Source organism: Kutzneria chonburiensis (genome assembly GCF_028622115.1).
Taxonomy (GTDB): Bacteria; Actinomycetota; Actinomycetes; order Mycobacteriales; family Pseudonocardiaceae; genus Kutzneria; species Kutzneria chonburiensis.
The window spans coordinates 8274775-8288304 of sequence record NZ_CP097263.1; the positions used below are offsets into that span (position 1 = coordinate 8274775).

Annotated in this window: 2 protein-coding genes; one reads left to right on the forward strand and one right to left on the reverse strand. The window is 67.6% G+C overall.

Going from position 1 to position 13530, the window contains the following annotated elements:
- Positions 1-18 precede the first annotated feature (18 nt).
- Positions 19-6909, reverse strand: a complete 6891-nt coding sequence (locus tag M3Q35_RS38615) for a polymorphic toxin type 24 domain-containing protein (protein ID WP_273937509.1) — start codon at positions 6907-6909, stop codon at positions 19-21.
- A 454-nt stretch (positions 6910-7363) separates the two neighbouring features.
- Here M3Q35_RS38615 and M3Q35_RS38620 point away from each other — a divergent pair, with 454 nt between their 5' ends.
- Complete coding sequence (locus M3Q35_RS38620) at positions 7364-13501, forward strand: LamG-like jellyroll fold domain-containing protein (protein ID WP_273937510.1); 6138 nt, start codon at positions 7364-7366, stop codon at positions 13499-13501.
- Positions 13502-13530: the final 29 nt, after the last annotated feature.

The following is a 13530-nucleotide window of genomic DNA, read 5'->3' on the forward strand; positions in this document are numbered from 1 at the left end:
GTGTTCGATCAGTATCGGTCAGCACACCCGAGGCATGTCGTCTGGGCCTGCCGGAGTCGCGATCTTGCTCTGTTGGGGGAACACTCGCCCGTCTGGCGTCACGTTACGTGTGTACTCCTGGACGTGCGGGGTGGGTACGCCTCCGTGAGCCCTGCCCACCAGGTCGACTCGACGCAGAATTATGCCATTCTCGTCGTAAACCGCGTAGTTGCTGACGGTTCCATTTTGCTCGCGATACAAGACGCCGTTCTTTGGGCCGCCAGCGTCTTGCGAACCACCCAACGGAAAGTTGCCCGTCCATGGTTGGGCGTTGCTCAGGTCGATGCCAGGAGGGTCGTTGTGGACCAGAACCCTCGTGGCACCGGCCATCACGTCAAACGTGTGAAGGCCGTCGACAGTCAGGTTGTACGTACGGATGCTCGACGTGAACTCCCAGCTGGACAACACGGTGGCGGTGCCGTCGCCGCCGGTGTCGAGCTGGTCGCCGGGCTTGAGATCGGCGGCTGGAGTCCAGATGTGCTTGGTGCTGTCCCAGAACAGGTGATGGGCGGTGACGGTGATGGTCTTCGGACCGTTGGCCGTGGCAACCGACAGGCTGGTGAAGTCCCGGTCGGTGTCGGTCACGTGGATGGCGGTCACCGTGTGCTGCTGGGACGTGGTGGTTTCGGGATCGGCGTTGGTGATCTTGTCGCCGACCTTGACGTCCTGAATTGGGCGTTGGGAACCGTCAGCCATCAGGACAGCGGTGTCGGCGGCGAAGCTGTTCGTGCGACATGCCGCCTTGAACAGGGCCGACAATCCTGAGTCTTCAGCCGATGACATCGTTGCTGCGGCTGCGCCGTCTTCCCCGGCCTTCACCGCAACAGAGCCCAGGCCATCCTCAGCGCCGGCGAGGAGCTCCGGTGCGAGCAAGGCGTCGGCCGTGCCATCCGTCATCACGGTGAGGGCGGTGAAGATGATGATGTCAGCGGCGAGGTTGCGGATAGGAGCGAGCAGGCCCGCCGCCGCCGCGGCGCCACAGAATTTCGTGTCCGCTTCACCTGCATACGAGCAGCTCTCGTAGGCCCAATCCCTGATGGCGAGACCGTATTCGTTGTCAGCGTAGCCGTGCCCGCCCAACCGCAGGGCCTTGAGCTGGTCGAAGGTGGGTATCCGGCGGCCGCCAAGAGACGGTTGCAGGTTGACGTCCTTGTTCTGGCCGCTGGCCAGCCGGCCGTAATTGGCCAACTCGGGGTGCGAGACGTCGCCGGAGGCGCAGCCGTCGCAGTAGTGGGTGACGGGGCTGCCGGTCGAGGAGTCGCAGTGGCTCAGGTTGGCCTGACAACCGACGCCGTGGTTGTCGCCGCTGCCGCCGTACTCGCAGCCGTCGCAGAAGAGGCCGGACGGGTCGCTGCCGGTGATGGGGTCGTTGCCGGCGTAGTCGTACCCGTTCATCTGGTTGGGACTGTTGTCCTCGAACACCGGGTCGGCGGAGAGGAAGCGGCCGTTGGCGGGGTTGTACTCCCGGGCCCCGAGGTTGACGAGTTGTGTCGTGGGATCGGGGGTGCCGCCGACGAAGCCCTTGTCGCCGGGCCAAGCGGCGGGAGGGGTGCCGCGAGTGCCGCCGAAGGGGGTGAACTGGCGACGGGTGACTGCGCCGCTGCCGGCGTCGATGGTGAGCTGGTCGGTGCCCTGTCGGTCGGGCACGAGGAGCTGGGGGTTGGTGTTGAGGGTGGTACGCACGGCGACGGTGGTGCCGCCGATGGCGTAGTAGCGGCTGGCTGACACACCGTTGGTGGTGGTGTCGAGCTGCAACTGCTCGTCGCCGACGAAGATGGTGGTCTTGCCGGGATCGCGCCGCACGATGAGGTTGCCGGAGGCGTCGTAGACGTAGGACGAACCGCCGGTGCTGGTGGTGTCGGTGGCCAGCTGACCGAGGTCGTTCCAGGTCAGGCTCTGGTCGCCGGTGGCGCCACCGTGGATGGTGGTGGTGTTGCCGGCCATGTCGTAGCTGTATGACGCGGTGTTGGCGGCGGCGTTCGGGCCGGTAGCGGTGGTGTTGGACAGGGTGTGCGGCTGGGAGCTGCTGGACCCGGGCGTCGGGTAGTTGTAGACGGTCCGGTTGTCCTTAGTGACATCACCGGTCACGTCGTGGTCGACCTGGCTGGCCCGGTTGCCGGCGGCGTCGTAGGTCCAGGACTGCCAGTACGCATTCGGACCGCCGACGTTGGAACCGGACGGAGAGTTGGCGCAGTTGTCGGTGGCGGACCACGCGCCGGCGAGCCGGGTGGCGTAGTCGTAGGCGTAGCACTGGGTGTCGGTGACGGCGCCACCGTTCTGCTTGTCCACAGTGGACATGACCAGCCCCGCGCCCTTGGACACGCCGGGCCCGCTGTAGCGGTAGCTGGTGTCGTCGATCAGGTTGGTCTTGACCTGGTCGGCGGTCTGCACGTCGGTCAGTGCATGGGTCTGGTCGTCGTAGGAGTCGGTGACCCAGGCGTTGCCCGTGCCGGTGGGCAGCGTGTACTGGACGGGCTCGCCGAACTCGGAGTACCCGAGCGCCTGAACGTAGGGCCAGGACGGGATGCCGGAGGTGACCGGGATGGTGCCGGACAACGAGGTGGGCTCACCAAAAGTGTCGTAGCCGGTGCCGATGTCCTCCTGCGGCAGGCCGTCGACCGCGGAGTCCTTCTGGTCGGTCCGGTAGCCGGTGAGGCTGTACACGAACCCGGTGGTGATTCCGGCCGACGGGAAGACGGTGGTGCCCTCGCCGGTGAGGGTGGTCTTGACGGACGACGGCACGCCCATCGCGTTGTAGTTGACCACGGTCTGGGTGTAGGTGTCGCCGCCCGAGATCGACGTGGTGGCGGTCGGATAGCCCGTCTTGACGGTGTCGTACGTCCACGCGGCGGTCTTGTTGCTCGACGACAGCGTCTGCGTGGTCGTCGTGTCGTAGCGGGCGGTCTTGCGGCCGTCGACGTCGTAGGTGAACGTGACCTGCTTGCCGCGGGAGTCGGTCGTGGTGATCAGCTGACCGGCGTTGTCGTAGGTGCTGCTGGACGCCCCGGTGTCCGGGTCGTTCGAGGACGTCTGCTGCCCCAACAGGTTGTACTGGTACGACCAGCTGTTGCCGGCGGCGTCGACGACGGTGTGCTTCTTACCGTTGGGGTAGTACGTGTACTTGGTGTCGTCATAGGCCGAGGCCGGGTTGTTGATCGGATCCGGGGTCACGCCCTGGTGGTAGACGAGGTAGTCGGTAGCACGGCCGAGCGCGTCCACGATCGTCGTGGTCGGCGGCGCGCCGGCCGGCGGCGTTGTGGTGGTGAAGTTGCCGCCGTAGGTGTAACCGGTGCTCCAGGTGGCATTGCCCAACGCGTATGCGGTCTCAGTGGTCTTGCGACCGGTCGCGTCATAGGCGATGCCAACCGCGGCCGGCACCTGCCCCGGCTGCGCCTGCACGTAGGTGGCGCTCACCGGATCGGAGTTGAAGTACGGGCTGTTGGTCTGGGACACCCAGCCATCGGTGTTGTAGATGGTGTCGGAGATCAGACGGCCGTTGTCCGGCGTCTGGGTCTGCGTCTCCCGCGCCCGCAGCAACGAGTCGTACAGCGTCTCGGAAACCCGGTAGCTGCCGTCGTAGTTCAGCGCATACGAGTCCACAACGGACGGTTTGTCGTTGGCGACGGTGTAGCTGTACTTCAGCGACACGCCGTTGATGCCTGGCTTCTGCACGGAGATCAGCCGGCCGATCGCGTCGTACTTGGTGCTCGTGACGTAGCCGGCCGGATCGGTCAACGAGATGGCCAGATTGCGAACCGGGTCGTACGTGGTCGTGGTCGTGAACTTCTTCGGGTCGGTGACGGCGATGGACGTCGGCTGCACGCCGGTCGCTGGTGTGTACACAGTGGACGTCGACCGGTTGTCAGGGTCCGTCTTCGCGGTCGCGCGGCCGTACTGGTCGACCGTGATCGTCGACGTGGTGATGTAGTTCGGTGTCGCCCCGGTGTAGGACGAGGCGAGCTGAGTCATTGTCATGTCGCCGACGGTCGGTGCCGCGCCGAGCGTGGTGGAGCCGTCGTAGAAGGTGAGCCCGTCGGTGACGACATCGCCGGGAATCGCTGGTGTGGCTGAGCAATTGACCGCGACTGACTTGACCTCGGCCGCCTTGTTCAGGATCCACGCCGTGGTGTTGTCGGCGTAGGTCGTGGTGGTGCACATGTCGTCGGTGTTGACCGACACATCACCGAGGTCGCTCACCTTGGCGATCCGGCCGCGGGCGTCGAAGGTGTTGTCCGACTCGGTCACCCGGGTCGTGCCGCCGGCCAGCGGCGTGTACGTCTTGGTGTCCAACGAGCCGGTGAAGAACGCCTGCTGCGCAGGCAGTCCGGTCAGCGCGTGCGTCGCGGTGGGGGCGTCGCTGGACCACGGGTCGGTGACGGTGTCGGAGACGACGTCGGTCCCGTTGAAGATGACCTTCTCGTACGTCATGCCGGCGTACTGCGCCTTGTCGGTGACGCCCGGGTCGCCGCGAGAGTCGCTCACCGCCGCGGAGCGGGTGCCGCCGGGTTGGGTGTCCCCGTCCATGCCGCGGAAGTACGTGTACTGGGTCTTGGCGATCGGGTCCGGCGCGGTGCCGGTCGTCACGATCATGCCCTGGTAGCCGCGCCACTGGTCCCAGGTGCGGTGGTTGGCCGGCGTGAGCGGATTGTCGTTGTGGTGCCAGGCCGGCGTGCCGACCGGGGTGTACGTGGTGACGATGGTGTCGTTGGCCGCGCCGCCGGTCGGGTCGGCCTCGGTGACGCCGGTGACGATGTACTTGTTGAACCAGTCCAGTATCGGGTCGGTGACCCCGAGCGGTGTCCAGTAGCCGGGATAGCAGAGCTTGGTGTTCTGCGACGGATCGGTCGGGGTGCCCGTGCCGCAGCCCGGCGAGCTGTACCCGATGGTGATCGTCTCGCCGGTCTCGGTGGTGATGGTGTGCATGCGCTGCCGGGTGATCGGCGCGTAGCCGGACGCGAGGTCGACCCGGTTGGACAGCGGCGTGCCGGTGAAGGTGACCGCCGGCAGGTCGATCGGCGCCGTGCTGCCGGAGGTCGTGTCCTGACCGGTGTGCGTGATGGACGACAACCACAGCGCCGGCTGGGTGGAGTCGCCGGTGGCCGGGAAGGAGTGCGTCAGCGACCACTTGTCCACATTGGTCTCGGTGGTGCCGACGAGAACCTGCGTCTGGATCGACTGGAGCGTGTACTCGGACCAGAACGACGGGCTCTGCGCCTGGCAGGCGGCCTGCGACGCGCAGTTGAGGTCGTACGGCACGTCCGGCCAGTCCGTGGCGGTGCTGGAGTTGAGCGTTCCGGGGTCGCAGCTGTCGAGCTTGCAGCGGCCGGTCGAGGTGAAGATCACCTGGGCGGCCGGCTGGGTGCTGTAGACCTGGCCGTCGCGCTGGCCGTACTGGATCCGCGCCAGGTAGCTGCCGCGGTCGTAGCCGGCCGTGGCGTTGGTGCCCTTGTCGGCCGCGTAGGAGTTGGTTTCCTTGCTGTAGAAGTAGGAGACGACGTCGTTGTGGGTGTCCTTGACGTAGTCGAGGTTCCACCGGTACGCCTGCTGGCAGTGCGACTGCGAGAAATCGGCGTTGTAGCAGCCCTGCGGGGTCGACTTGGTGAAGTAGACCGGTTCGGTCAGCACGGAGTCGGTGGTCGGCTTGCCCGAGCTCCAGCCCGGCAGCTGGTTGAGACCGAAGAAGTACTGGGTGCCGTCGGTGGTGGTGACGACGAAGTGCTCGCCGTTCTGCGCGCCGTTGGCGATCCCGTCGGTGACGTACTGCACGCGCGCGCCGGAGTCGGACTGCGGGTGGTACTCGCCGGTGACGTCGTCCTTGATCAGCGTGCTGGTCGAGCCGGCCAGCGACAACGTCAGCGTGTTGTTGTCGGACCAGCAGTTGTCGCTGGTCTTGGTGGCGCCGTCCGGGTTCTCCTGGCAGGACTGGTAGGACCGCTCGATGTAGCCGGGGGAGTAGTCCCAGCCGTCGCCGAGCCAGGAGGGCTGGTTGTTGGTGGACGAGATCAGGCCGTCGACGCTCTGGGAGCTGTAGGACAGGCCGACGCTGGGCTGGAGTCCGCCCGGCACCGACGGCACCGGGATCGGGTACGACCAGCTGAACGCGTCGGTGGAGCCGCCGGCCTGCCACGAGCCCGAAGGCTTGAGCGAGGTCGCCGAGTAGTCACCGCCGCCGTCACCGGAGCCACCGGCTTCGGCCGCGAACACGGTTGCCGGGCTGGCAGTGCCGCTTTCGGCGGCTCGAGTGGTGGGCCGGGTGGTGGACGCCAGCGTGACATCCGCCGACACGGTGCCGGACTTGGTGTTGTTGCTCGACTTCACCGGAGTCTGTCGGCGGCATTCGGGCTTGTCCGGTGTGGTCAGCGCACACGAGGGCAGCTCGACCACGTGCAGCCGTGAGCTCCAGTCGCCGCCGAAGGCGTCCTGGAACGGGGTGTAGTCCAGGCTGACCTTGACCGAGCTGGTGGCGGCGTCGTTGTCCGTGCGCTGCAAGGAGAACACCACGCCGTGGATGCCGGCGGCGGTGGCCGTGGCCTGCGGCGCGATGGCGACGTGGGCAGCGGGCTGCTGGGCCGCGGCGGTGCGCGCCAGGTTCATCGGCAGGGCGCCGGCCTTGACCGACTTGCCGGCGGTCAGGGTGACGTCGGCGGCGCCGGACGGCCACGTCGTGGCCTTCGGCTGCCATGCCGGCATCGCGGGAGGCTTGCCGTAGTGCCCGGCGATCGCGCTGACCGGGATGGATCTGTCCCGATGGACCTCGGGCGCCGATCTGTCCTTGGCGGGCGCGGCGGCGGCGATTCCGGGCACCAGGCCCAGCACGAGCGCGGTGGCCAACCCGGCGGCGACAATGCGACGGCGACGCGCAGACTTCAACAACACCACAGTGCCCTCCCCTGCACCCGGCTGGTGCGAAACAACGCGAAGCTAGCAGGTGAGGTCACGCTGCGGAAGTGGCTGTGATTGGTCGATCCGGGTCATTGCCCGTCCGGTCGGAAAACGTTCCGTAGTCGCGAAGGAAATGACAACGGCAGGCGGAATCGGACCATTCGACTGAATCGGGTCAACCGCTCAGGGTGGCCACCGCCTGCGGAGACGCGCTATCGATACGGCAGGTCACGGCGTTACAGCGTGAGGTCCGCGTGAAGGGTGATCTGCGCCACATTGTGATCATGAGGTTTTTGTTAGTCAAATTTCAGCTGGCTTGTGCCGGATGCTGCGCGGATCTTGATTGATGGTCGGAATGGGGGGCTTCATGCTTTGGATCAATTCTGCCCGTAGAAAATCAAGACAGCGGAATGTGATATTCGCGGCCGTTCTTGCCGCTGGCATGATCGTGTCGACCGCGGCGGCCGTGCCGCCGGTCGCGCTGGCCGTCACCCCCGTCACCCCCAAGCCTGGGCCGGTGCCCACGACGCAAGGTCAGCCGTCGAAACTGCCAACTCTCGACGACGGCTACGGACCGACGCCGCAGCAGTCGGCCGCGATGACCGCGGCGGCCGCGAAGGCCCGCGCCACCGGCAAACCGGTCACTGTCGACAGCCTCACCACCGAGACCGCCCAGTACGTCGCCCAACCCAAGGGCGGTTTCGTGCTGACGGGCACCCCAGAACCGGTGCGCGCCAACCAGAACGGCAAGTGGGTTCCGGTCGACACGACGCTGCACCGCAATGCGGACGGCTCGCTGTCCCCGGCGGCGACCGCGTACGGATCCGTCACGTTGTCCGGCGGCGGCAAGGTGCCGCTGGCGGTCACCGCATCCGGCTCGACGACCTACTCGGTGTCGTGGCCGGCAGCACTGCCCACGCCGACCGTGGCCGGCAGCACCGCGACCTATCACGACGTTCTGCCCGGTGTGGACCTGCAGGCCTCGGCCACCATCGCCGGTGGTTTCTCCGAAGTCCTTGTCGTGCATGACAAACAGGCCGCCAGCAACCCGGCGCTGGCCAAGCTTCAACTGCCCACCGTAGTTGCCGGCGGCTCCGTCAAGACGGAGAAGACCGGCGGGGTCACGATCACGGGCGCCAAGGGCGGCAACACGCTGACCGCCTCGACGCCGTTCATGTGGGACTCCAACACCACGATCCCCAGCGCGGCGAAGGACTCGCCGCGGCAGCGGTCGAGCGTGCAGACGAGTCCCGACGCCTCCGACAGCACGCATCCCGGCGCGGTCGCGCGGTCGGCGCCGATCAAGGCCGAGGCGACGGCGAGCGCGCTGACTCTCGTACCGGACAAGCACCTGCTCACCGACACGGCCACGGTCTTTCCGCTGTACATCGACCCGTCGTTCCAGTGGAAGAACCCCACCGAGAACATGTCGAACCCGTCGTTCGACGAGGTCAAGCAGGGCTATCCCTGCACCAACACCTCGTTCTACAACGACACCAGCAGCGGTGCCGACAACGGCTACCTCGCGGTCGGCATCAACGACTTCGCCGGCGGCACGTGCCTCGGCAAGATGCGCGCCTACTTCCAGTGGGCGCTGCCGCAGGAGATCTGGGGCGCGCACATCGGCAACGTGTCCGGCCAGCCCGGCGCGACCGCGAACTTCACCAAGGTGTATTCGGGCACCTGTGCCACCGGGAACATCAACCTGCACTGGTCCGGCGGCATCGGCCCGGGCACGTCGTGGAACAACCAGCCCAACCCCGGGCCGAGCATCGGGCAGCTGGCCTGGGGCCCGGTCGACCGGCCTTGCGGCGCCGGCACGCCGGCCGCGATCACCCATGGCTACGACGTGACCAGCGTGATCGCCCAGTCCGCGGCGGCGCACGCCTCGCAGATCACCCTGGGGCTGCTCGACGACGGCGGCGAGGCTTCGCGCAGCGACGCCGCCTACGCCCGCTTCGCGCACAACGCGACGCTCCAGATCTTCTTCAACCGTGCGCCGAACACGCCGGGAGCGGACGGCATGGCCGCGAAGTCCGGCGCCGACAACGCGGGGTGCAACACCGCGGGGCAGGGCCCGTACCCGTACATGGGCAAGGCCATCGCGACCAACACCCCGGTACTCTCCACGACGGTGTCCGATGTGGACGGTGACCACCTTCAGGCCGACTTCCAGTACTGGGTGGACAACGGGTCTCCGACCGACGGCTACAGCGCGGACAACGTGGGATCCGGCGGCACGGCCGCGTACTCGCTGCCGAGTTCGTTCATCACCGGGCTGTCCAACGGCCAGGTGGTGAGCTGGAAGGCCAGGGTCACCGACGGCGAGGACTGGGGTGGCTGGTCGCCGGTCTGCCACTTCACGGCCGAGCCGACCGCGCCGTCGGCTCCGTCGATCAGCTCCACCGACGGCAGGTATCCCGACAACGGGACCATCGGCGCGGTCGCCGGCACGCCCGGACGGTTCACCGTCGCGTCCACCGGCGGCCAGGTCAGCAAGCTGGTGGACAGTCTGGACGAGCCGAACCTGCCCAGGACGAATCCGCCGTCGGCCGACGTGATGACGCCCAACGGCAGCGCCGCCATCGCCGTGGCGAGCCGGTGGAAGTTGTCCGACGCCACCGCGACGGCCGCACCGGATTCCGCCGGCAACGCGCCGGCAACCCTCAGCGGCACCACTTCGTTCGTCACGGATCCCGTGCACGGCAAGGTGATGTCGCTCAACGGCAACGGGTTCGCGGCGACCAGCGGACCCGTGATCAAGACCGACGGCAGCTTCACCGTGTCGGCCTGGGTGAACGCCGCCTCGACCACCGACAGCGGCGCGGTGCTGGGCCAGGACAGCGTCTTCGCCAGCGGCTTCTACCTGGAGAACATCGACGGCAAGTGGTCGTTCTCCAAGCTGTCCAGCGACAACCTCAACGCCGCGGCGGTCCGGGCGGAATCGACCAACGCGCCACAGGTGGGTGTGTGGGCCCACCTGGCCGGCGTGTACGACGCGTCGAACGGGAAGTTGACGCTGTACGTCAACGGGCAGGCTCAGGGCACCAACACGGACAGCACGCCTTACGCGGCCAACGGGCCGTTCACCATTGGCCGGGCGCAGTGGAACGCCATGCAGGCCGGCGACTTCAAGGGGTCGATCAGCGATGTGCAGGCCTACCAGGCGGCGCTGAGCGCGACCGACATCGCGAAGATCTTCGGCGGCGGGCAGATCAGCCCGGCGGCCCGGTGGCGGATGACCGAGGGCACCGGCACGAGCCTCGCCGACGCCAGCGGCAACAACCATCCGGTGACCTTGACCGGCGGCGGCGTCGCCTGGGCGCCGGCGACCGACGACGCGCCGGCACTGAGGTTCGCGGGCCCCGACGGGCACGGGGCGACGAGTGGCCCGGTGCTCGACACCACGCAGAGCTTCACGGTCTCGGCCTGGGCCAAGATCTCCGACCTGAACGGCTACTACGCCGTCGCCAGCCAGAACGCCACGCACACGTCGGCCTTCGAGATCCGGTACTCGCCGGACGTCAAGGCGTGGATCTTCGGCATGACCAATGCGGACGCGACGGGCGACCCGTACCAGTGGGCGTTCCTCAGCAACACGGTGACTCAGGCCAATGTCAATGTCTGGACCCATGTGGCCGGTGTGTACGACGCGCCGGCGCACCAGATCAGCCTCTACGTCAACGGTGTGCTGATCAAGCAGAACACGGTGTCCGCGGTGATCCCGGCGCCCGGGCCGTTCGTGGTCGGCGACACCCGCTTCAACGACGGCGACACGGCGTTCTTCCACGGTTCGATCTCGGATGTGCAGGCGTACCAGACCGCGCTGAACGGTTCGGAGATCGCCGAGATGGCGGCGTCGGCGACGAGGTCCTACGGGCCGAAGTCCCCTGGCCCGCACACGATGCTCGCCTACACGGCCGACGCGGCCGGCGACGCCTCGGGTTACCAGAGCTACACCTTCTATTCGGGCGCCGACCCGAGCACCACCTGCGCCACCCTGGCCGCGTGCTTCAACAACGTGTCGATCAGCCCGAACAACAACGTGAGCCTCGGCAACGCGGACGGTCTCAACTCGTTCTCCGCGGATGACCTCACCAACGCCGGCTGGAACAGCGGCGGCACGGTCAACGTCAACGGGGCGAAGTTCACGCTGCCCCAGTTCGGCGCCGGCCAGGCCGACAACGTGCTGGCGGCCAACCAGACGATCACCGTCGGCCAGTCCGTCGCGACCACCGGCAGCAGCGCGCTCGAATTCCTGACCACCGGCACCACCGTGGACGCCGGCAAGATGCCGCCGTCGATCAAGGGCAACCTGACCGCGCCGTACGTGCCGGCCGGCACGCCGGTGACCGCCTCGTGGTGCTTCGACTCCACCAAGCCCGGCTACTGGTGCGCGCCAAAGGGTGTCATCCACTACGACCACGGGTTCGACATGCCCTACTACCTGACCGTCCCGGACTGGGTGGCCGGGCCGAGCGCGTTGGCGGCGGTCACGTTGCCGCACCGCAATGAGCCCGGCGGCCCCAACGGCCAGCTCCCGACCAAGCTGTACACCTTCTCCGTGCCGCTGATCCCCGGCCGCACCGTGCAGTCGGTGACGCTGCCGGACGTCGGCGCCAGCCCGTGGAGCGCCCAGGCGCTGCACATCTACGGCATGGCCACCCGCGACACCACCATCGACGGCGCCGCCGCCGGCAAGACATGGACCGGCGCGTGGAGCTCCCCGACCGAGGGCCTGTTCAACTACGGCTCGACCTTCTCCGACGTCACCTTCCGGGAGGCGGTGCGGCCGTCGATCGGCGGCGACACCGTGCGGATCAAGTTCGACAACGCGATGGGTGACACGCCGCTGGACATCAGGCATGCCAGCATCGCGTTGGCGTCGGGCGGAGGTACCGCGCCCACGGCGGTGCCGGCCGCATCGCCGATCGCGCTCACATTCGGTGGGCAGCCGAATGTGACGCTGCCCGAAGGCGGCATGACGTACTCCGATCCGATACACCTGACGGTGCCGGCCAACAAGTTCGCGCTGGTGTCGTTCCAGGTGGGCAACGACGTGCCGTACATCGTCACGAACTCCGAGACCAACAACACCGGCTACGGCTTCGTCACCGCGAACGCCACGGCCACCGAGAAGGCCAACCACACCGACGACCACACCATGGACATGACCGGAACCGCGTTTTCTCACAGCGGGACGGACGGGTTCTCCACGAACGTGGTGACCAACATGGATGTGCAGACCAGCGGCGTGCCGACCCAGGCGGTGCTCGGCGACGGTTTCGTCGAGCAGACCCAGCCGGGCCGGACGGCCGTGGCCGACCTCGCCGACGTGTTCGCGGCCACCGAGGCGACGACCCCGACGCCGTACGGCACGCTGTCGGAAGGCATTCAGTCCAACCGCGTGATGACGGACTACGCGTCGGTCAGCGGCGGTGGCCCGTCCCTGCTGTCCCGCATCGATCGCGACCTGCTCGACCAGCCGGGCCTGAACACGGTTGTGCTCGAGGAGGGGCTGCAGGATGTGCTCGCCGGCCGATCGGCCAACGACCTCACGTCAAGCGGCCTGAGCGCGCTGATCGACTACCTGACCGGCTACGGCCTCACGTTCGTCGGCATGGGGCTGACACCGTGCCTCGGCTACGCCGGAAACGGGACCAGTACGAACGATGCCTGCACGACGGCCGTCGACGACCAGCGGGTGGCGGTCAACCAGTGGCTGGCCGAGTTCGGCGGGCAACCGTCGCAGTACTACGTCGACTCGGACAAGGCCGTCGGCGTGCCCGACTCCAGCGGGCAGCGGGTGCAGTTGAATCCGGCCGCCGACAGCGGTGACCACGTCAACCTCAACGATGCCGGATTCGGCGCGCTGGCCTCCGTGTACCAGGGAGCGCAGGACACCTGGACGCTCGATGACGGCGCGACCACGAGCGATCCGACGATCGCCGCGGACACGCCGAACAGCGGTACCAGTCCGTATCTGCCGGCCTCCGGCGGCAACCAAGCCACCCTGGCCGGTACAGCGGCGTGGGCCGCCGACCCCGTGGTCGCCGAGGCGCTCAGCCTGGACGGGTCCGCCGGCTACGCCGCGACGGACGGGCCCGCGGTGGACACCAGCCGCAGCTTCTCGGTGTCGGTCTGGGCGAACCTGAGCACACTGCCCTCGACCGCGGCCACCGTGCTGGGCGAGGACGGCCAGCACAGCAGCGCGTTCTACCTGTTCTACAACCCGGCTTCGAAGAGCTGGAACTTCTCGGTGTCGCCGTCGGACACGCCGACCGTGGCCAACCTGCCGTGCGTGATCGCACCTGATCAAGCGGCTGCCAACACCTGGACCCATCTGGTTGGCGTGTACGACGCCGTGGCGAAGACCGAGAGCCTTTACGTGAACGGGACCTTCGTCAACCTGGTCGGCAACGTGACCTCGTTCGCCGCCACCGGGCCGTTCACGATGGGCCGGGCACGGTGGAACGACGCCAACGACCGGTTCTTCCCCGGCCGGATCCGTCAAGCGCAGGCATGGAACTACGCGCTGACACCGACCCAGGTCTCCGCGCTGTACCAACGGATCAACTGATCGCGTCGAGGCCCCGGAGCTCAGCTCCG

Coding starts and splice junctions, on each gene's coding strand:
- M3Q35_RS38620 (WP_273937510.1), top strand. CDS start 7,364: ATGATCGTGTCGACCGCGGCGGCCGTGCCGCCGGTCGCGCTGGCCGTC.